Origin of the sequence: Pseudomonas sp. JR33AA (genome assembly GCF_021378985.1) — a bacterium.
In the GTDB taxonomy this organism is placed as follows: domain Bacteria; phylum Pseudomonadota; class Gammaproteobacteria; order Pseudomonadales; family Pseudomonadaceae; genus Aquipseudomonas; species Aquipseudomonas alloputida.
The window spans coordinates 233,639-252,484 of sequence record NZ_JAJSAW010000005.1; the positions used below are offsets into that span (position 1 = coordinate 233,639).

Genomic DNA, 18,846 nt, shown 5'->3' on the forward strand with positions numbered 1-18,846 from the left:
TGATGATTCCTTGGCAGAAATGTTAACGAGGTTTTAAAACGTCCGGTTCTTAGATTTGTGTCCTACAGATCAAATTGGAATTGCTGTCGGATTTCTGCCATCAAACTGTAATGCCAACGCCGCAACATCCGGGTCCCTGAATGGACGTGGATAAGGATGGCGGATGCGATGGCGAGCAGTGTGCACAGGCGCGAAGTGATCGGCTGGATGGGTATCGGTGCCTTGGCACCGCTGCTCGGTGCCTGCACCGCCTTCCCCGGGCAGCACGGCGGCAACGCCCAGCTCGACTTGCTGTACGTCGCCGATACCCTCGATGCCCGCCAGCCTGGCCAGGCGGTGGTACCGGCTACCCGGTTGGGGCCGGTCAGCCACTTGGGCCGCGCGCCCTGGATGACCGGCCGCAGCGCCAGTATCGCCTACCCGCAACTGGCGCCGCTGCTCGATGCCAGCCAGGCAACGACGGCCCAGTTGGGCGGTTATGCGGTGCTCGCGGCGTTGCTGGAACAACTGCGTGGCGAGGCCGGTGCGGGCAACAGCCTGACCCTGGAAAACGGCCAGGGCTGGAATGGCAGTGGCCTGGCGTACCTGACCCAGGGCGAAAGTGGTGTGCAAGGCAGCCAGCTGCTGGGCATCGACGCGCGGGTCAGCAGCGACGAGCGTGTGCTGTGGCCACAACGCAGCACGGGCCTGTATCGCCAGGCCAGCGCCATTACCCTCGGCGCCGGGCTGGCTGACGCACAACGCCAGGCACTGGGCGTGCAAGCCCTGCACGTTTTCGAGCGCGGCGGTGCCCGTATCGCAGTGGTTGGCGTGACCGACCCCTACGCCCAGGACCAGAAAGCCTCTCTCAAACAATGGTACCAGTCACTGCAGCCGGTATTCGAGCAAGCCCGGCACGAGGCTGACCTGGTGGTGGCCATGGCCGATGCAGGCACGGGCCCGGGCCTGTGGCTGGCTGAACGGGTGCCGCAAATCGACGTGCTGCTGTGCGCCCGTGGCCAGGATCTGTGGCCCGCGCCGGTCGAGGTCACCCAGGCCAGCGGTCGCCGCGTGCCGGTGCTGTTTGCCGGCTGCCGGGGCAGCGGTGCCTTCCGCCTGCGCTGCCAGCGCGTGGCTGGCCAGTGGCAGTTCGACGGGCGTTTTTTCCCAGCCTTTGAACAGCAACTGGCGCCTGCCGCGCAGCTGCGTGTCGCGCAACTGCAGGCGCAACTGCGCCAACAACGGGCCGGCCACGCGGCCTGGCTCGACCAGCCGCTGGCCCGCGCGCCCCAGGCCTTGTGGCGCCGCGATACCCGTGGCGGCAGCTGGGACCGCCTGCTGCATCAAGCCTTGGCCGACGATAGCAGCATGCCCGTGTTGCTGCCGGGCCTGCGTTATGACTACCCGCTGGCAGCGGGGGCGCCCATTACCCGCGAACACCTGATCAGCCTTACCGGTGGCTACCCGGCACCAGTGGTCGAGGCACCGGCCAGGCAGGTCGAGCAAGTGCTGGAAAACGCCGCTGAACAACTGTTCGGTGACCCACTGCTGCTGGACAACAGCCAGGACCTGCCGCGCTGGCAAGGTCAGGCCTGGAGCGTCAGCTACAGCCCGCAAGGCAAACGCATCACCGGGCTGGAGCCGGTGCCGGGCCTGTGCCGCACCTTTGGCCTGCAATTCGAAAGCCAGGCCGGCGAGCCCCTGTGGCAACGGGTCGAAGCCTGGCTGGCCCGCCAGCCTGACAACTGGCAACTGGCGCCGCTGCAACTGCCCGAAGTGCGTTACGTGCAGGGGCACCCAGGCTGGCACCCACGGCAGTTGGCCTCGTGATGCTCACCTCGCGTCTGCTCACCGCCGCAGGCCTGACCCTGGCCGGCTGGTTGTCTGCGCAGTGTGTGCTGCAGTTGAGCCGGCAGCCACAACCGGCCACGGCGCCCGCGGTGGCCGACAGCGCGCTGCCTGGGCTGATGGTGGGTCACTGGCAGCCGCCGCCCGACGACAGCGTCATCGCCATCACCCGTCTGCCGCTGCAATACCTCGGCGGCCTCAAGGCCCAGCCTTTGGCCGCCAGTGTGGTGGTGCTGCGCTACGGCGAGCAAGTGCGCACCCTGGCCCGCGGTCAGCGCCTGGCGCCAGGGATCGTGCTGCAGGACATCGACAGCGATGGCCTGATTTTCAACAACCAGGGGCGGCGCGAACGCCTGCCCTGGCCGCCACGCCCCGCCGTGACCGGCTTCAAGCGGCAAGGATGAACGATGCCTGTTAGATACTGCATGGCGGCAGCGCTGAGCCTGGCCTTGTCCATGGCCTATGCCCAAGAGCCGGTGTTCGATGACAACGGTACGCCGATGTATGAAGTGAATTTCGTCGATACCGAACTCGGCGAGTTCATCGACAGCGTGTCGCGCATCACCGGCACCACCTTCATCGTCGACCCCCGGGTCAAGGGCAAGGTCACCGTGCGCACCGTCGACCTGCACGATGCCGACGCCATCTACGACATCTTCCTCGCCCAACTGCGCGCCCAGGGCTATGCCACCGTCGACCTGCCCAACGGCAGCGTGAAAATCGTGCCCGACCAGGCCGCGCGCCTGGAGCCGGTGCCAGTGGAGGCGGGCGGGCAGCAGGGTGAGGGTAGCGACAGCGTGGCCACCCGCGTATTCAGCGTGCGCAACGCCGCCAGCGAACAGGTACTGGGTATCCTCAAACCGCTGATCGACCCACGGGTGGGGGTTATTACACCGTACCCGGCGGCGCACCAGTTGGTGGTGACTGACTGGCGCAGCAACCTCGAACGCATCGCCAGCCTGCTGCGCCAGCTCGACCGGCCTCAAGAGGCACCGGGCAGCGGCAGCACCCAGGTGATCTACCTGCGCCATGCCAATGCCGGTGAAGTGGTCAAGGTGCTGCGAGGGCTCAGCCAGGAAGGTGCGGTGCCGGCTGAAGGCGCGGGTGAGGCAGAGGGCAAGGACCGGCCGGTGATGCCAGCCTCCGGTGGCCCGGGTATCCGCCTGGAGTACGAAGAAGGTACCAATGCCGTGGTCATGGTCGGCCCCGACAGCGAGCTGGCAGCGTACCGCGCCATTGTCGAGCAACTGGACATTCGCCGTGCCCAGGTGGTGGTCGAAGCGATCATCGCCGAGGTGTCCGACAGCAGCGCCCAGGAGCTGGGCGTGCAGTGGCTCTTCGCCGACGAGAAGTTCGGTGCCGGTATCGTCAACTTCGGCAGTAACGGGGTGAATATCGCCAGCATCGCCGGGGCCGCCGCCAGTGGCGATAACGAGGCCCTGGGCGATTTGTTGTCCACCACCACCGGTGCCACGGCGGGCATCGGCCATTTCGGCGGTGGCTTCAATTTCGCCATGCTGGTCAACGCGCTGAAGGACAAGAGCGGCTTCAACCTGCTGTCCACGCCCACCTTGCTGACCCTGGACAACGCCGAGGCGTCGATCCTGGTCGGCCAGGAAGTCCCCTTCGTCACCGGCTCCGTGACGCAGAACAACGCCAACCCGTACCAGACCATCGAGCGCAAGGAAGTCGGGGTGAAGCTGCGCATCAAGCCGCAGATCAATATCGACAACAGCGTGCGCCTGGACATCGTCCAGGAGGTGTCGTCGATTGCCGACACCCGCTCGGCCAGCGACGTAATCACCAACAAGCGCGAGATCAAGACCAAGGTCATGGTCGAGGACAACGGCCTGGTGATACTTGGCGGCCTGATCAGCGACGAGTTGAGTACCAGCAACCAGCGTGTACCGCTGCTCGGCGACATTCCTTATCTTGGCCGGTTGTTCCGCTCCGATGCCACCCGGAACACCAAGCAGAACCTGATGGTGTTCATCCGCCCGCGCATCCTGCGTGACGGGCCGAGCCTGGCGGGCCTCAGTGAAGACAAGTACCGCACCCTGCAGCAGACCACACCGCTGCAATTGCCGGACCTTGCAGAAGGCTCACGGCTGTTGCAGGTATTCCCCTCCAGCCGCGCACGCCTGGAAGGCGGTGACTGGTGATGCTGCCCTATCGCCAGGCACGGCAGAGCGGAGTGGCCATGGCCCCGGCAGAGCAGGGCTGGCAGCTATGGCTGCGGCCCGACGCCGACAATGCCCAGTTGCAGGAGCTGCTGCGTGTGCATGGCCAGCCAAGCCTGCTCGAATACCTGGAACCTGCGCTGTTCGACGAGCGCCTTGGCCAGCTGTACCAGGCCGGCGATGCCGCCACCGAAGCGCTGATCGAAGGCATTGGCGACCAGGTTGACCTGGATAGCCTGATGAGCGAGATGCCGCGCATCGAAGACCTGCTTGAAAGCGATGACGAAGCCCCGGTAATCCGCCTGATCAACGGCCTGTTCGGCCAGGCGCTGCGGCTGCGCGCCTCGGACATCCATATCGAGACCTTCGAGCAGAGCCTGGTGGTGCGCCTGCGGGTCGATGGCCATCTGCGCGAGGTGCTGCGCCCTCCGCGTGCGTTGTCGGCCATGCTGGTATCACGGATCAAGGTCATGGCCCGGCTGGACATCGCTGAAAAGCGTCAGCCCCAGGACGGCCGCATCACCTTGCGCGCGGCGGGGCGCGAGGTGGACGTACGGGTCTCCACCTTGCCCGGCATCCACGGCGAGCGGGTGGTGATGCGTGTGCTCGACAAGCAGGCCAGCCTGCTGGCGCTGGATAACCTGGGCATGCCGGCAGCGGTATTGCAGGGCCTGCGCAGTTGCCTGGCGCGGCCCAACGGCATCGTGTTGTCCACCGGCCCGACCGGTTCGGGCAAGACCACGACCCTGTACGCCAGCTTGAACAGCCTCAACGATGGCAGCCGCAACATCCTCACCGTCGAGGATCCGGTGGAGTACGCCATCGCCGGCATCGGCCAGACCGCCATCAACCCGCGTGCGGGCCTAACGTTTGCCAGTGGCCTGCGCGCCATCCTGCGTCAGGACCCTGACGTGATCATGCTCGGTGAAATCCGCGACCAGGAGACTGCACAGATCGCCGTGCAGGCCAGCCTCACCGGCCACCTGGTGCTGTCGACCTTGCACACCAACAGCGCGGTAGGCGCAGTGACTCGCCTGCGCGACATGGGCATCGAGCCATTCCTGATCGCCTCGTGCCTGCGCGGCGTCCTGGCCCAGCGCCTGGTGCGGCGTTTGTGCGGCTGTGCCGTGGCGCACCCGCTACAGGCTGCCGAGCGCGAGCTATGGCCCGAGCTGGCGGCGCTGGGCAGCAGTCATCATGCCGTGGGGTGCGAGCAGTGCCAAGGCAGCGGTTATATCGGGCGACTGGGGCTTTACGAATTTATCGAGCTGGACGCCGGGCTTATCGGCCTGTTGTACGACGGCGCCAGCGAGCTGGCCATGCAGGATTACCTGGCTGATCGGCGCCAGAGCCTGGTGGCGATGGCCAGCGATTGCCTGGCCCGCGGCGAGACCAGCCTGGCCGAAGTGCTGCGTGTGGTGCAGGGCTAAGGCATGCCGACCTATCGCTACCAGGCCGTTGACCTCGCCGGTAAATCGCACAAGGCCAGCCTGCAGGCTGACAGTGAGCGCCACGCCCGCCAGCTGCTGCGCGAGCAGGGCCTGTTCGCCCGCCAGTTGCAGCGCCATGAAGCCGGCAGCCGGCAACCCCGACGCCAGCGCCTGAGCCGCGCCCAGCTGTGTGAGCTGACCCGTCAGTTGGCCACCTTGACCGGGGCCGGCATTCCCTTGGTCGATGCCCTTGCCACCCTTGAACGGCAACTGCGTCAGCCTGCCTTGCACAGTGTGCTGGTGACCTTGCGCGGCTCACTGGCCGAAGGCCTGGGCCTGGCCCGCAGCCTGGCCCGGCAGGGGGCACCGTTCACCGGCCTTTACTGCGCGCTGGTCGAGGCCGGCGAACGTTCCGGGCACCTGGCCCAGGTGCTGACCCGCTTGGCCGACCACCTGGAGCAGGTGCAACGCCAGCAACACAAGGCCCGCACAGCGCTGATCTACCCCGCTGTGCTGATGGGTGTATCGCTGGCAGTGGTGATTGGCCTGATGACGTTCGTCGTACCCAAACTCACCGAGCAATTCGCCCACGCCGGGCAAAGCCTGCCGCTGATCACTTCGTTGCTGATCGGCCTGAGCCAGGGGCTGGTGCACGCCGGGCCCTGGTTGTCAGGGGGCGCGCTGTTGCTCGGGGGGCTGGGCGGCTGGCTGCTGCGCAAACCGCACTGGTGCCTGCGTCGCGACCAACTGCTGCTGCGCCTGCCGCGTATTGGCGGCCTGCTACAGGTGCTGGAAAGCGCGCGCCTGGCGCGCAGCCTGGCGATTCTCTGTGGCAGTGGCGTGGCCCTGCTCGAAGCCTTGCAAGTGGCCACCGAAACCATCGGCAACCGGCGTATCCGCCTGGCCATGGAGCAGGTGCGCCAACAGGTGCAGGGCGGCACCAGCCTGCACCGTGCTCTGGATGCCAGCCAGCAATTCCCGCCGCTGCTGGTGAACATGGTCGGCAGCGGCGAGGCCAGCGGCACCCTGGCGGACATGCTCGAGCGAGTGGCCGACGACCAGGAGCGCGGCTTTGCCCGCCAGGTCGATACCGCCATGGCGCTGTTTGAACCCCTGATGATCCTGGTGATGGGCGCCGTGGTGCTGTTCATCGTGCTGGCGGTGCTGTTGCCGATCATGCAACTCAACCAGGGCCTGCAATTGTGACGACAAGGAGTATTGCCATGCAGCATCGACGTAACCGCCAACGCGGCTTCACCCTCATGGAGATCATGGTGGTGATCTTCATCATCGGCCTGCTGATCGCCGTGGTCGCGCCCAGCGTGCTCGGCAACCAGGACAAGGCCATGAAGCAGAAGGTGATGGCCGACCTGGCCACTTTGGAGCAGGCGCTGGACATGTACCGGCTGGACAACCTGCGCTTCCCCAGCAGCGAACAGGGCCTGGCCGCGCTGGTGAAAAAGCCGGCTCAGGAGCCGCTTCCTCGGGCCTGGCGCAGTGATGGCTATGTGCGTCGTCTGCCGGAGGACCCGTGGGGCACCCCGTACCAGTACCGCATGCCCGGGGAACACGGCCGGGTCGATGTGTACTCGCTGGGTGCCGATGGCCTGCCGGGTGGAGAAGGCCAGGATGCCGACCTGGGTAACTGGGCGCTGTAACGGTGCGTCGTCAGCGCGGCTTCAGCCTGATCGAACTGTTGGTGGTACTGGCCATTGCCGGGCTGATGACCGGGCTGGTGGTGGCCGGCCTTGGCAACGGCCAGGTCAGTGTCGACCAAGCCCTGCAACGGTTGGCGGCCGAGGTCCGCGGCCAGGCCGCGCTGGCTCGGCATGCGGGGCAACTGCGCGGGCTGCGCTGGAATGGCCAACGCCCGGAGTTCGTGCGCCGCGAGGGCAATGCCTGGGTGGTCGAAGCGGTCCCGCTCGGCGACTGGCCCAAGGGCTTGCACCCGGACTGGTCGGCCAGCCCGCAACCGCGCGTGCTGTTCACGCCGCATGGCTGGGCGCAGGCGGGCAGTGTGCGCTGGCGCTGGGCCGATGGCAGTCAGCAATGGGCCTGGAGCCCCACCGATGGCATGTGGGTAGTGCCATGAAGCAAGCACAGCGTGGTTTCACGCTGCTGGAGGTGACCGTAGCCCTGGCGATCGCTGCCGTGCTGGCGGTGATCACTAGCCAGGTGCTGCGCCAGCGGCTGGCAGTACAGGACAACCTGCAACAACACCGTCTTGGCTTGTTATGCGCGCGTGAGCTGCAAGCCCGCTTTGCCGTCGAGCAGTACTGGCCGGCCGAAAACCAGGTCGGTGGGGCGCTGAGCCAGGGCGGCCAGCTGTGCCACTGGCAACTGCAACTGCGCCGCACCGGCGTGCGCGACCTGCGCCGTGGCGAACTGCAACTGTTCGCTGACCGCGACCAACGCCTGCCACTGGGCCAGTACACCGTGTTTCTGGAGCGCCCATGAAACACCGGCAGGCGGGCTTGACCCTGATCGAACTGATGGTTGCTATGGCCCTGACTGCCGTGCTCGGCATCATGCTGGCCGCCCTGGTCAACGGCTGGCTGAAGGTGCGCGAACGCCTGCAGGACACCACTCGACAAACCTCGGTGCTGGACTTTTGCCTGGCCCTGGAGCGGCGTTTCGACAGCCCGGTGCTGCGCCGTGTCTACGACCAGCGTCTGCCGCTGGCCAGCCGGTGGCTGGACTGGCAGCCCGCCAGCAACCAGTTGCTGTGGATCGCCAGCACCGGCCTGCCGGCAGCCGAAGGTGGCTCGCGCCTGCAACGCCAGCGCCTGCGGTTCGAAGCCCGCGAGCAACGCCTGCTGCTGGAAAGCTCGGCGGACTTGTACGCCGCCGTCGCCCCGCGGTGGGTACAGCGCGAACGACTCGACCAGGTCAGTGCCATGAACGTTCTGTACTACCAGGGCGGCCGGTGGCTTGCCTGGCCTTCTGACCAACCGGTGCACCCAGGCCGTGGGGTGCGTCTGGAACTGCTACGTGATGGAGCCCCCTATGTCTGCACCTTCGCCCTCCCATGGGGGCGCTCATGAAATTTGAATGGCGGCGGCGTACGCCGGCCCAGACGTGGCTGTTGCTGCGCCCGGGTGCTATCTGGCACTGGGCGCTGGTCCAGGGCGGTATTTTGCAAAGCCAGGGGCAGGGCGAGCCACCGGTCAACCCGCAGGCCCATGTTGCGCTGGTTCTGCCTGCCGAGGCGTGCAGCCATTTTCGCGTGCCGGCCCCGCCCGGGCTCAAGCGTGAAGAGTGGCCTTTGCTGCTTGAGGACTGCTTGCTGCAGGCCCCGCATGAGGTGGCCTGTGCCTGCCTGGCCCGTGAACCTGGGTACCTGCGTCTGGTGGTAGTGGCGCGTCAGCAGCTGGATGACTGGCGTGGCCAATGTGCCGAATGGGGCTTGCTGCCGGTGCGTTGCTGGGCGGAGCTACAGCTGCTGCCATCGCCCGAGCCAGGAGGCGCCTGGCAATGGCAACGCACCCCCGGCCTGTCCTTCTACAAAGGTTTGGCCGAAGACGGACAGGAGCACTGGCTGGCGTGGCCTGATGCCTTGGGTGGAGTGCCGCAGCCCCCCTGGGCAGGGCTGCACAAGGCGTTGCTGAGCGGCAGTTGGCCAACCGTATTTGCGCCGCTCGACACATTGCCCGGCCTGTTCGACCGCGCCCGCAAGGTGCGTGCGTTGCCGGTGGCCTCCCGGCAGCAGCAGCGGCTGCTGGCAGCTTGCCTGGTGCTGACCACCGTTTGGGGTGGCCTGTGGGTGGGCCAGCAATGGCGTCAGGCGCAACTCTGGCGCAGCCAGGTCATTGCCGTGACCGGCGAGCAGGCCAGCCCTCGACACGCGGCACAGGCCCTCAAGCGCCTGCGCGAGCGTGTACTGCAGCAGCAACTGCACACGCGTCAGCTAGACGACCTGCAGGCTCGCTTGCAGACCTGGCTGCGCGACAACCCCGGCTTGCGCCTGCAGGCGGTGCGCTTCGATGGTCAGCGTTGGCACTTGCGCCTGGAGGGCGAGGGCACTGCGCCGCCATGGCGTGATATGGCGGCTGCCGCTGGCGCCACAGTGCAGGTTCAAGATGGCCAAGTGATCTTCGACCTGGGAGCAGCCTCATGAACCGGAACTGGCTACAGCGTCATCGCTTCACGTTCGCCTGGGCACTGATCGGCCTGCTGCTGGCCTTCCTGGCCCTGCGCGAAGGCGTTGCGCAATGGCGTGTCCTTGGCCAATGGCGTGTGCTGGCCGAACAGGCGGCCAGCCTGCAAGGCGGGCCCGGTTTGAACCTGGAACGGCTACGTCAGTCGGCCCAGGCCCGTGGGGTCGAACTGACCGAAGTCAATACGCAAGGGATGGCCTGGCAACTGCGCGGGCAGGTGGCCGATGAGCGCAGCCTGCCAGGCTGGGTGCAGAGCCTGCGCGCAGAAGGCGCACTGCCGTTGCAATGGGGGCTGGAACACCAGGGCAAGGGTTTGCGATTTGATCTGGTGGTGCAGCCATGAGCCGCAGTGCAGCAATGGCCTGGGTGCTCGTGGTATTCGTGCTCACGCTGTTTATCGAGCTACCGGCCAATTGGTTGGTGCGTGCGTTGGGCCTGCCGGTACGCGATGTCGGTGGAAGCCTGTGGCAAGGGCAGGCACAGCAATGGGGGCCGGTTGGGCCGTTGCGCTGGACGGTGCAGCCCTGGCGCCTGCAGGCAACTGCGCAAGTGGGGTTCCAGGGCCAGGCCTGGCAGTTGCGTGCAGAAGGCTGGCCCTGGCATTGGCGGCTGGAGGCAGCAGCCAAGGGGGCTTTGGTGACGATCTCGACGGACTACCGCCTGGCCGGCCAGTGGCAGGGTGTGTTGAAGATGCAAGGGGCAGGGCGCCAATGCCAGGCCAGTGAAGGCCGCGTGATCGTAACCGACCTTGCCTTGAGCGACCCTTGGTCCCTAGGCCTTGGGCACGGCTGGCTGGAAATGGATTGCCGCAGTGGCTGGCACCTGCGCGGGCAGTTGGCGCAGCAAGGGCAACATCAACTGGCCGTGGATGCCGACCTGCCAGGGCGTCGCGCGCAGGTGGTGTTCCAGCTGCAGCCTGAAGCGCAGTTGACGCCCTTGTTGCGCGGCGCCCAATGGCTCGGGCCGCAGGCCCTGGCGGGGCAGCGAGACCTTCGTTGGTAAGCAACAACGTGTCGCGGCCGCTGTAGGCGCGGACTTGCCCGCGAGGACGGCAAATCAGGCGATCACGATCACTCGTCGTCCGCAGTCCCGTTGGCCCGCCAGTAGGCTGCAGCCTTTAGCGCATCTTCCGGCACCCCTTTCTCCAGCAACAACGCCTTGGCCTGGCGAGTCAGGGCTTTTTCCAGCGCCACCCAGGCATACAGCCGGCCTTGCGGCAAGCTCAGGTTCCGCACCCGCTCCAACACGTCTTCCTCTTGGCGACGTACCCAGATCACTTCCACCTGCGCCTTGCTTGGCAGCGGCTGGCGCTCGTGCTCGTCTTCGATCTGGATCACTGCCAGCACCTGGCGGCCCGCCGGCAATTCCTCCAGCCGACGGCCGATTGCCGGGATGGCCGTTTCATCCCCGATCAGCAGGTAGTTGTCGAAAATGTCCGGCACCACCAGCGAGGCCCGTGGCCCGGCGATGTCCAGGGTTTGCCCAGGCGTGGCTTGCGCGGCCCAGGTAGAGGCAGGGCCGTCGCCGTGCAGCACGAAGTCGATGTCCAGCTCATTGGCCACCAGGTCGATGCGCCGGGGTGTGTACTCGCGCATGGTGGGCCGCGCGCCACCGTCCTTACCCAGATTACGGGCCTCGATGGCCTGTTGTTGCTCCGGCGTTTCGGCAAACAGCAGCTTGATATGGTCGTCGCTGCCCACGCTGGTAAAGCCTTGCAGCTCGGCACCCCCCAAGGTGATGCGGCGCATGCGCGGGGTTAGCTCGGTGACCCGCAGCACCTGCAGACGGCGCTGGCGGATCTCGTGGTTTACGCGGTGAATGGTGTCACTCATGGGGCGTCTCCCTGACAGGTTCGGTGGGCCCGGAGGCGATGGCCTTGGCGGTATGGTTGAGCAGGTCACGCACGCGTGCGATTTCTTCCGCTGTCCAGTGGCCGCTGTGCATGTGCAGTGCATGGCGCAGGTTGCCGACCGCTTCATGAATCTCTGGCGGGCGGTCGTGGCCGCGCAGGGCGCGTTTGCTGACCTCGATGCGCATGCGCACGCCATCCAGGGCTACTGCCTGATCGGCCAGCGCGCTGCGGCCGGCATCGGTGATGGCATAGAGGCGTTTGCTGCCCTGTACCTGGCCGCTGATCAGTTCGGCCTCTTCAAGGAAGTTCAGCGTGGGGTAGATCACCCCGGGGCTTGGGCTGTAGCTGCCGTCGAACAGGTTTTCGATCTGGCGGATCAGGTCGTAACCGTGGCCGGGCTGCTCGGCCAGCAAGTCCAGCATCAGCAGCTTGAGGTCACCTGGGGCGAAGACACGCGGGCCGCGCTCACCGCGGGCGGGGCGCCGCTCGAAGGGATCATGAGGGGGATGTTCGCGCATAAGGATAGGGCTCCGTCGTTTGCGATATATCGTAAGATATTACTCAAGATATATCTAAAGACAAGCCCTTCAATGCGGATGATTATCATCTAATGCGTCGATATGTTCCCTGCCGCTGGCGGAGTATGCAGGGCAACCTGCGGCGGCTTGCACTCATTCGGATTGCCCGGCTGCAGGTATGGCATGAGGATCGGTGCCATGCCCTTGAGCACCTGTACCGGCAGCGCCGAGGTAAATTTGAACGCTTCTGCCGTACGGCCCGGCACGAAGGCGGTCAGCGTGCCGAAATGGTTGTCGCCGAGGAAGAACACGAAGGTGGCGGTGCGGTTCAGCGAGCGCGAGCCGATCAGCCGGCCGCCGGCGCCGAAGCTCTCGATGCGGTTGTCGCCGGTACCGGTCTTGCCGCCCATCACCAGTGGCGTGCCGTCCTGCAGCTTGAAGCTGCCGGAAATACGCCGCGCGGTGCCTGCATCGACCACTTGTGACATGGCGCCTTTGAGCGCACGCGCCACTTCGACCGGCAGAATTCGCACGCCCCGGTCCGGGTCTGTGATCAACTTGGTCTCGTAGGGTGTGTTGGCTGCGAAGTGCAGGGTGTCGATGCGCAGGGTAGGCAGGCGAACACCGTCGTTCTGGATGATCCCGACCAGTTCGGAGAGGGCAGCGGGGCGGTCGCCGGAGCTGCCGATGGCGGTGGCCAATGAGGGCACCAGGTGGTCGAATGGATAGCCCACGCGTTTCCAGCGCTGGTGGATATCGAGGAAGGCTTCGATCTCGACCATGGTGCGGATGCGGCTGTCACGGGCGCCCTGGTGGCGGCTCTTGAACAGCCAGCCATATACCTCCTGGCGTTCGAAACGACTGGCGTTGATCATCTCGGGCAGTGTCGAGCTTGGGTTCTTCAGCAGGTAGCCAAGCAGCCACAGGTCCAGCGGGTGGACCTTGGCGATGTAACCCTGGTCGGGCAGGTCGTACTTGCCGGGGCCGTAGGCTGCGTACATCTCTGACAGACGGCCATCGGTGAGTTTGCCCAACACGGCCTTGTCGCCCTTGAGGTGGGCACGCACGAACGCGTTGAAGGTTTCTTGGCTTGCCTCGGGGAACAGGTAGCGGTGTACCGCCGCCAACCGCTGTGGGGTCACGCGCATGCTGTCGAGGAAGGTGTCCAGGCGTTGTTGCGAGGTTTTACGCTGATACTTCTTCCAGAAGCGCATCAGGTAGTTGGTGCCTTCCTTGTCGGCAAAGCGTGCAAGATATTCCTGGCGGCGTGGGTCGGCATCGTCCTTGAGCAGCGGCACGCGATTGTACGGCTGCTGGTAAGTCACGTAGCGCACCAGGTCTCGCATCAGACGGATGAATGGCAGGTTGATCGACTCACGCAGTGCATCCTTGAGGGTCGGGTTGCGGCTGTTGTCTTCCTTGCGGAAGTTGTTGAACACATGCATCCCGCCACCGGTGAAAAACGCTTCGCCGGTGTTGGCCGAATACTTGCGCTCGAGCGCGGCGTCGAGCATGGCGTCAAGGCTCTGGTTCTTGCTGTTTTGCACCAGCCATTCCAGCGACCATTGCGTGATGCGGTCGAGTTCGGCCACTTCGACCTTCTTCAGCTCGGCGGCAGGTTTGCCGGCGTACTTGTCGTGCAGCTCGGCGATAATTTCAAGGTAGGTGGTCAATACCCGCAGCTTGGCGGTTGAGCCCAGCTCCAGCTTGCTGCCTTCGTTGATGTCGAAGGGCTGGTTGGTGCTGTCGGTCTGCACCCGTACCCGCGAGCCATCTGCGGTGCGCTCGAACAAGGTGAAGCTGTAGCTCACCTGGTCGGTGGTCTTGGCAGTGAGCAGCCGCTCGCCAATCAGGCCGATCTGTGCGGCAAACTCCGGGTCGGCAAGGTTTTTCAGGTACTGGCTGACCTGCAGTTGCAGGTCGGCCTGCAGGGTACTGGTGGCTGACAGGTCGAGGCGGTCGAGGTCGTACAGCGGGCGATTGAGCATGGCCGACAGGCGGTTGCGCGCCAGGCTGATGCCCTTGTTGGTGATGATCGGCACGATGGTCGGCTGCGCGACCCAGTCGCGGTACACCGCCTTGCTGGCCAGCGCGGCATCGGCCAGCGGCTGATCGATTACTTTGTTGGCGGCAAGCAGCCGAATGTGCGAATCGGTGAGTTCGGCCAGCTCGATCCGGCCCTTGGACAAGTAATGCGAGGGGCGGCGCTGGGCAATCATCAGCGACAGCACCTGGCGCAGGGCCAGGCCACGTGCGGCCATGCTCTCGGGGTCGGTGGTGGTGGCGTTCAGGGCCTGGTTGACCTGGTCGAAGTCGGCGCCGTACCACACCCGTAGGCCCTCGGCCATGCCATGTACCTCACCATGCCCGGGTACAGCCGACAGCGGTACGCTGTTGAGGTAGTCACGCACGATGCGCTGGCGTGCCTCGGTGGTGTCGGGGCCGCCCTGGTAGGCACGCACGCTGGCAGAAATCATCTGCCGGATTTTCTCCGCGCCCGACACCGTCAGGCCGTCGGGTGAGTGACGATATTTCTCCAGCTGTGTGGCCAGGGTGCTGCCGCCGGCAGACTGGCCGGGCAGGGCCAGGTACTTGGCGATCTGGCTGTAGGCGGCCTTGGCAAAGCGTGGCCAGTCCACTGCCGGGTTGTTACGTGGGTCCTGGGTATCCAACAGGTCGCGGTTTTCGATGAACAGCAAGCTGTTGACCATCACGGGAGGGATCGCTGCAAAGTCCGGGTACAGGTGCTGGGGGTAGTTGTACTGGTACAGCGTGTCGCCACGGCAGTCGGTGATCGACAGGCCAGCCTGGATTTTCTCGATATAAGGCGCGAACAGCCCGTGATCGACGTAGTTCATCAAGGCAGGTGAAAACTTCACCTGTTCGCTGATGACGTAGTCGCGCTTGAGCAGGCGTGGCAGGAATTCACCCAGGGCACTGTAGCCCAGGCGTTTGTCGAACGGCCCATCACCGGGGTAGATGATGGCATCGCTGGGACCGGGTTGCAGTGAATAGGTCAGTGTACCGGCCAGTTTGCTGAACTCGCGCGATTGCAGTTCGGAGGTACGGAATTCGTCATACGCGGCAACACCGATGGCTACCAGTGCCACCAGCAGGATGAGGATGATCAGCCGCCACCATAGCCGACGCTGACGGGGGGACTTGGGTTGTGGCGTCTCGGCCTGAGGTATCTCGGGTGCTTCCGTTCTGCTGGGTTCCGATTGCCACAGTGCGCCCATAGTCTTCTATCCGGCCAAGTGTTTTCGTCTTGCTTGTCTGAAGCTTAGACGGTGAGAGGAAAGGGTGAAAAATTTGTAAGAAGAAGGAAAGTGGTGTGTGGCTATGCGGCTTTGGTGTGGGTTCCTTCAACGGACGAAGTTGCTAGGGTGCCTTGGCGATTTCGGGGCGCGTAGCTGCCCCAGAGTTCTAGCCAAATTTCTGCCTATATACAGTGAAAACTCCTACAGCGGTCTTCCTATACTGCTCGCCCCCTTCGCCTTGCCGGGCGCTCTACCCCGGCACATGGGCCGGTCCACAAGGCCAGCCTGGCAAGCCAACGCCACGCCTATCGGCATGGTCGCGGCTGCACGAAGGTCAAATCCAATAACAAAATGAGGTTGTATTGCTATGCCAGTCGGCAACCACTCTGCCCATGGCCAAGCCACAGAAGGCGGCCCGCTCAAGCGTGAACTTGGCGAACGGCACATCCGCCTGATGGCGCTGGGCGCCTGTATCGGTGTCGGTCTTTTCCTCGGTTCGGCCAAGGCGATCGAAATGGCCGGCCCGGCCATCATGTTGTCCTACATCATCGGTGGCCTGGCCATCCTGGTGATCATGCGCGCGCTGGGTGAAATGGCCGTGCACAACCCTGTCGCCGGCTCTTTCAGCCGTTATGCCCAGGATTACCTCGGCCCATTGGCGGGCTTCCTGACCGGCTGGAACTACTGGTTCCTGTGGCTGGTGACCTGTGTTGCCGAAATCACCGCAGTGGCCATCTACATGGGCATCTGGTTCCCCGACGTACCACGCTGGATCTGGGCCCTGGCGGCGTTGGGCAGCATGGGCGCGGTCAACCTGGTGGCGGTGAAGGCTTTTGGTGAGTTCGAGTTCTGGTTCGCGCTGATCAAGATCGTCACCATCATCGCCATGGTGCTTGGCGGCATTGGCATCATTGCCTTCGGTTTTGGCAATGACGGTGTGGCTGTCGGGATCTCCAACCTGTGGAGCAACGGCGGCTTCATGCCCAATGGCGTGACTGGCGTGCTGATGTCGCTGCAGATGGTGATGTTCGCCTATCTGGGCGTGGAAATGATCGGTCTTACTGCCGGTGAAGCACGCAACCCGCAAAAGACCATTCCCCAGGCCATCGGCTCGGTGTTCTGGCGCATCCTGCTGTTCTACGTCGGCGCGTTGTTCGTGATCCTGTCGATTTACCCGTGGAACGAAATCGGTAGCCAGGGCAGCCCGTTCGTCATGACCTTCGAGCGCCTCGGCATCAAGACCGCCGCCGGCATCATCAACTTCGTGGTCATCACTGCGGCGCTGTCGTCGTGCAACGGCGGCATCTTCAGCACCGGGCGCATGCTCTATAGCCTGGCACAGAACGGCCAGGCGCCGGCGGCCTTCGCCCGCACCTCGAAGAACGGCGTGCCACGCAATGCGCTGCTGTTGTCGATCGGCGCGTTGCTGTTGGGCGTGCTGGCCAACTACCTGGTGCCAGAAAAGGTCTTCGTCTGGGTGACCTCGATCGCCACCTTCGGTGCGATCTGGACCTGGGTGATGATCTTGCTGGCACAGCTGAAGTTCCGTGCCGGCCTTACCGCTGCCGAGCGCAAGGCACTGAAGTACCGTATGTGGCTGTGGCCGCTGAGCTCGTATCTGGCACTGGCCTTCCTGGTGCTGGTGGTGGGGCTGATGGCGTACTTCGAGGATACGCGTGTGGCCCTGTACATCGGCCCGGCGTTCCTGGTGCTGCTGACGGTGCTGTATTACACCTTCCGCCTGGCGCCGAAAGACGCTCAAGGTGTGGCCAGTACAGCCTCCTGACCTGACGTGGGGCCGCGTTGCGGCCCCAGCGTTCTCTCAGGCCGCCACTTCGCTGTGCGGCTCGAAACTGTCCGCTCGCGCCAGTTGCCACATCCGCGAATAGAACTGTCCGTTCACCTCGCCGGTCAGCAGCTCTCCTGGCTTCAAGAACACATGCATCTGCGAGAACAGCTTGATTTCGGTGGCTGAAATGCGCCGTACCAAGTGCTTGGCCTCCAGTTGTGCCGGATGCTCCAGGCCGGCCGCCGCCAGCATTTCTGCCAAGGCACGCAACGTGTTGTGATGGAAGTTCAGTACCCGCTGGGCTTTGTCGGGCACCACCAGCGCACGCTGGCGAAGCGGATCTTGCGTGGCCACGCCGGTTGGGCACTTGTTGGTGTGGCAGCTTTGCGACTGGATGCAGCCGATGGCGAACATGAAGCCGCGTGCCGAGTTGGCCCAGTCGGCGCCAATGGCCAGCACGCTGGCGATGTCGAAGGCGCTGACAATCTTGCCGCTGGCGCCCAGCTTGATCTTGTCGCGCAGGTTCAGGCCGACCAGGGTGTTGTGCACGAACAGCAGGCCTTCACGCAGTGGCACGCCGATATGGTCGGTGAACTCCACGGGCGCTGCGCCGGTGCCGCCTTCCTTGCCATCGACGACGATGAAGTCGGGCAGGATGCCGGTTTCCAGCATGGCCTTGGCGATGCCCATGAATTCCCACGGGTGGCCCAGGCAGAACTTGAACCCCACTGGCTTGCCGCCGGACAGCTCACGCAACTGGGCGATGAACTGCATCATTTCGATCGGTGTCGAGAAGGCGCTGTGGCGCGACGGCGAGATGCAATCCTCGCCCATCAGCACGCCACGGGTTTCGGCAATTTCCTGGGTGACCTTGTGTTTGGGCAATATGCCGCCATGGCCAGGCTTGGCACCCTGGCTCATCTTGATCTCGATCATGCGCACCTGAGGGCTGCGCGCCTGGGCGGCGAAGCGTTCGGGATCGAAGCGCCCATCTGGCGTGCGGCACCCGAAGTAGCCGCTGCCCAGTTCCCACACCAGGTCACCACCGTGCTCGCGATGGTAGGGGCTGATGCTTCCCTCGCCGGTGTCATGGTGGAAATTGCCCAGCTTGGCGCCCTGGTTGAGCGCACGGATGGCGTTGGCGCTGAGCGAGCCGAAACTCATGGCCGAAATGTTGAAGATCGACGCGGAATACGGCTGGCTGCACTGCGGCCCACCGACGATGACGCGGAAGCTGGCCGGGTCGGCCAGCGGAGCCGGGCGCATGGAGTGGCCGATGAATTCAAAACCGGATTCATATACGTCGATCAGGGTGCCGAAAGGTTTGTCCGAGGCCTCGTTCTTCGCCCGGGCATACACTAGCGAGCGCTGAGCGCGAGAGAAGGGCAGGGCATCGCTGTCGGACTCTAGCAGGTACTGGCGGATTTCCGGGCGAATGGCCTCGACCAGATAGCGGATATTGCCAAGAACCGGGTAGTTGCGGCGTACGGCGTGGCGCTGCTGCAGCAGGTCGAACAGGCCGACCAGGCTGAGGATGCCTGTGGTCAGGGTGAACGGCCACAACCATTCGTGGTGGCTGAAGGGGAGGCTCGCCAGGGTGAACAGCACACAGGCGGCGAAGAAGGCATAACGACTGAGAAGTGACAGGCTCATACAGGGTCCTTGCGATGGCGCGGTCAGGCTCAGGGCCTGGGGGCAAACCCCGACCATAGCCAAGTTGCCGGGCACTGCAAAATTAAATCGGGGTAGCGAAAATCATTCTCGAGCGTGGGAGCGGGTTCACCCGCGAAAGGGCCGGCCCTGCTGGCCAATTTTCCACCCGCCGTGCACCTT

General features: G+C 64.7%; 17 protein-coding genes. 13 read left to right on the top strand and 4 right to left on the bottom strand.

What is annotated here, in order from left to right:
• The first annotated feature begins 168 nt into the window (after nt 1–168).
• Genes LVS58_RS11030 through LVS58_RS11085 form a run of 12 tightly spaced genes read left to right on the top strand, consistent with a single transcriptional unit; the run spans nt 169 to nt 10,596 of the window.
• Entirely contained in the window at nt 169–1,809 is a 1,641-nt protein-coding gene (locus LVS58_RS11030; RefSeq protein WP_233691090.1) for a lipoprotein UxpA, read from the top strand.
• Nucleotides 1,809–2,231, top strand: a complete 423-nt coding sequence (locus LVS58_RS11035) for a pilus assembly protein PilZ (RefSeq protein WP_267954389.1) — start codon at nt 1,809–1,811, stop codon at nt 2,229–2,231. The genes LVS58_RS11030 and LVS58_RS11035 overlap by 1 nt, the downstream gene beginning before the upstream one ends.
• A 21-nt stretch (nt 2,232–2,252) precedes the next feature.
• Nucleotides 2,253–3,989, top strand: coding sequence for a type II secretion system secretin GspD (gspD, locus tag LVS58_RS11040; protein ID WP_233691165.1), 1,737 nt, complete (start codon nt 2,253–2,255; stop codon nt 3,987–3,989).
• Complete coding sequence (locus LVS58_RS11045) at nt 3,989–5,437, top strand: GspE/PulE family protein (RefSeq protein WP_233691166.1); 1,449 nt, start codon at nt 3,989–3,991, stop codon at nt 5,435–5,437. Before gspD ends, LVS58_RS11045 begins: the two co-directional genes overlap by 1 nt.
• 3 nt (nt 5,438–5,440) lie before the next feature.
• Nucleotides 5,441–6,643 carry a type II secretion system inner membrane protein GspF gene (gene gspF / locus LVS58_RS11050; RefSeq protein WP_233691092.1) on the top strand — a complete coding sequence of 401 codons (1,203 nt, stop codon included), beginning with the start codon at nt 5,441–5,443 and terminating at the stop codon, nt 6,641–6,643.
• A 17-nt stretch (nt 6,644–6,660) separates the two neighbouring features.
• Nucleotides 6,661–7,095 (top strand): type II secretion system major pseudopilin GspG, encoded by a 435-nt coding sequence (gene gspG, locus LVS58_RS11055; RefSeq protein WP_233691093.1) that lies wholly within the window; start codon nt 6,661–6,663, stop codon nt 7,093–7,095.
• 2 nt (nt 7,096–7,097) lie between these two features.
• Complete coding sequence (gene gspH, locus LVS58_RS11060; RefSeq protein WP_233691094.1) at nt 7,098–7,529, top strand: type II secretion system minor pseudopilin GspH; 432 nt, start codon at nt 7,098–7,100, stop codon at nt 7,527–7,529.
• The gene (locus LVS58_RS11065) at nt 7,526–7,894 is read left to right on the top strand and encodes a type II secretion system protein GspI (protein ID WP_233691095.1); all 369 of its coding nucleotides are present in this window, start codon (nt 7,526–7,528) and stop codon (nt 7,892–7,894) included. The genes gspH and LVS58_RS11065 overlap by 4 nt, the downstream gene beginning before the upstream one ends.
• Entirely contained in the window at nt 7,891–8,481 is a 591-nt protein-coding gene (locus LVS58_RS11070; protein WP_233691096.1) for a type II secretion system protein, read from the top strand. The genes LVS58_RS11065 and LVS58_RS11070 overlap by 4 nt, the downstream gene beginning before the upstream one ends.
• Nucleotides 8,478–9,554, top strand: a complete 1,077-nt coding sequence (locus tag LVS58_RS11075; protein ID WP_233691097.1) for a type II secretion system protein GspL — start codon at nt 8,478–8,480, stop codon at nt 9,552–9,554. Before LVS58_RS11070 ends, LVS58_RS11075 begins: the two co-directional genes overlap by 4 nt.
• Nucleotides 9,551–9,937 (top strand): type II secretion system protein GspM, encoded by a 387-nt coding sequence (gene gspM, locus LVS58_RS11080; RefSeq protein ID WP_233691098.1) that lies wholly within the window; start codon nt 9,551–9,553, stop codon nt 9,935–9,937. The genes LVS58_RS11075 and gspM overlap by 4 nt, the downstream gene beginning before the upstream one ends.
• Nucleotides 9,934–10,596, top strand: coding sequence for a type II secretion system protein N (locus tag LVS58_RS11085; protein WP_233691099.1), 663 nt, complete (start codon nt 9,934–9,936; stop codon nt 10,594–10,596). The genes gspM and LVS58_RS11085 overlap by 4 nt, the downstream gene beginning before the upstream one ends.
• Before the next feature lie 68 nt (nt 10,597–10,664).
• Here LVS58_RS11085 and LVS58_RS11090 read toward each other — a convergent pair whose 3' ends face one another.
• From LVS58_RS11090 to LVS58_RS11100, 3 genes are all read right to left on the bottom strand, one after another.
• Nucleotides 10,665–11,426, bottom strand: coding sequence for a siderophore-interacting protein (locus tag LVS58_RS11090; protein WP_233691100.1), 762 nt, complete (start codon nt 11,424–11,426; stop codon nt 10,665–10,667).
• Complete coding sequence (locus LVS58_RS11095; RefSeq protein WP_233691101.1) at nt 11,419–11,964, bottom strand: PadR family transcriptional regulator; 546 nt, start codon at nt 11,962–11,964, stop codon at nt 11,419–11,421. Before LVS58_RS11095 ends, LVS58_RS11090 begins: the two co-directional genes overlap by 8 nt.
• An 89-nt stretch (nt 11,965–12,053) precedes the next feature.
• Nucleotides 12,054–15,203, bottom strand: coding sequence for a transglycosylase domain-containing protein (locus tag LVS58_RS11100; protein WP_233691102.1), 3,150 nt, complete (start codon nt 15,201–15,203; stop codon nt 12,054–12,056).
• Between the two features lie 388 nt (nt 15,204–15,591).
• On the opposite strand from LVS58_RS11100, the gene LVS58_RS11105 reads away from it, so the two are divergent.
• Complete coding sequence (locus tag LVS58_RS11105; protein ID WP_233691103.1) at nt 15,592–17,010, top strand: amino acid permease; 1,419 nt, start codon at nt 15,592–15,594, stop codon at nt 17,008–17,010.
• A gap of 36 nt (nt 17,011–17,046) precedes the next feature.
• Here the strand turns inward: LVS58_RS11105 and LVS58_RS11110 are convergent, their stop codons facing one another.
• On the bottom strand, nt 17,047–18,666 hold the full coding sequence (locus LVS58_RS11110; protein ID WP_021781950.1) for an FMN-binding glutamate synthase family protein: 1,620 nt from the start codon (nt 18,664–18,666) through the stop codon (nt 17,047–17,049).
• Nucleotides 18,667–18,846 lie beyond the last annotated feature (180 nt).

Bases quoted from the DNA above. Each gene is read 5' to 3' on its own strand.
- LVS58_RS11030 (WP_233691090.1), top strand. From the start codon at position 169: ATGGCGAGCAGTGTGCACAGGCGCGAAGTGATCGGCTGGATGGGTATC.
- LVS58_RS11035 (WP_267954389.1), top strand. From the start codon at position 1,809: ATGCTCACCTCGCGTCTGCTCACCGCCGCAGGCCTGACCCTGGCCGGC.
- gspD (WP_233691165.1), top strand. From the start codon at position 2,253: ATGGCGGCAGCGCTGAGCCTGGCCTTGTCCATGGCCTATGCCCAAGAG.
- LVS58_RS11045 (WP_233691166.1), top strand. From the start codon at position 3,989: ATGCTGCCCTATCGCCAGGCACGGCAGAGCGGAGTGGCCATGGCCCCG.
- gspF (WP_233691092.1), top strand. From the start codon at position 5,441: ATGCCGACCTATCGCTACCAGGCCGTTGACCTCGCCGGTAAATCGCAC.
- gspG (WP_233691093.1), top strand. From the start codon at position 6,661: ATGCAGCATCGACGTAACCGCCAACGCGGCTTCACCCTCATGGAGATC.
- LVS58_RS11065 (WP_233691095.1), top strand. From the start codon at position 7,526: ATGAAGCAAGCACAGCGTGGTTTCACGCTGCTGGAGGTGACCGTAGCC.
- LVS58_RS11070 (WP_233691096.1), top strand. From the start codon at position 7,891: ATGAAACACCGGCAGGCGGGCTTGACCCTGATCGAACTGATGGTTGCT.
- LVS58_RS11075 (WP_233691097.1), top strand. From the start codon at position 8,478: ATGAAATTTGAATGGCGGCGGCGTACGCCGGCCCAGACGTGGCTGTTG.
- gspM (WP_233691098.1), top strand. From the start codon at position 9,551: ATGAACCGGAACTGGCTACAGCGTCATCGCTTCACGTTCGCCTGGGCA.
- LVS58_RS11085 (WP_233691099.1), top strand. From the start codon at position 9,934: ATGAGCCGCAGTGCAGCAATGGCCTGGGTGCTCGTGGTATTCGTGCTC.
- LVS58_RS11090 (WP_233691100.1), bottom strand. From the start codon at position 11,426: ATGAGTGACACCATTCACCGCGTAAACCACGAGATCCGCCAGCGCCGT.
- LVS58_RS11095 (WP_233691101.1), bottom strand. From the start codon at position 11,964: ATGCGCGAACATCCCCCTCATGATCCCTTCGAGCGGCGCCCCGCCCGC.
- LVS58_RS11100 (WP_233691102.1), bottom strand. From the start codon at position 15,203: ATGGGCGCACTGTGGCAATCGGAACCCAGCAGAACGGAAGCACCCGAG.
- LVS58_RS11105 (WP_233691103.1), top strand. From the start codon at position 15,592: ATGCCAGTCGGCAACCACTCTGCCCATGGCCAAGCCACAGAAGGCGGC.
- LVS58_RS11110 (WP_021781950.1), bottom strand. From the start codon at position 18,666: ATGAGCCTGTCACTTCTCAGTCGTTATGCCTTCTTCGCCGCCTGTGTG.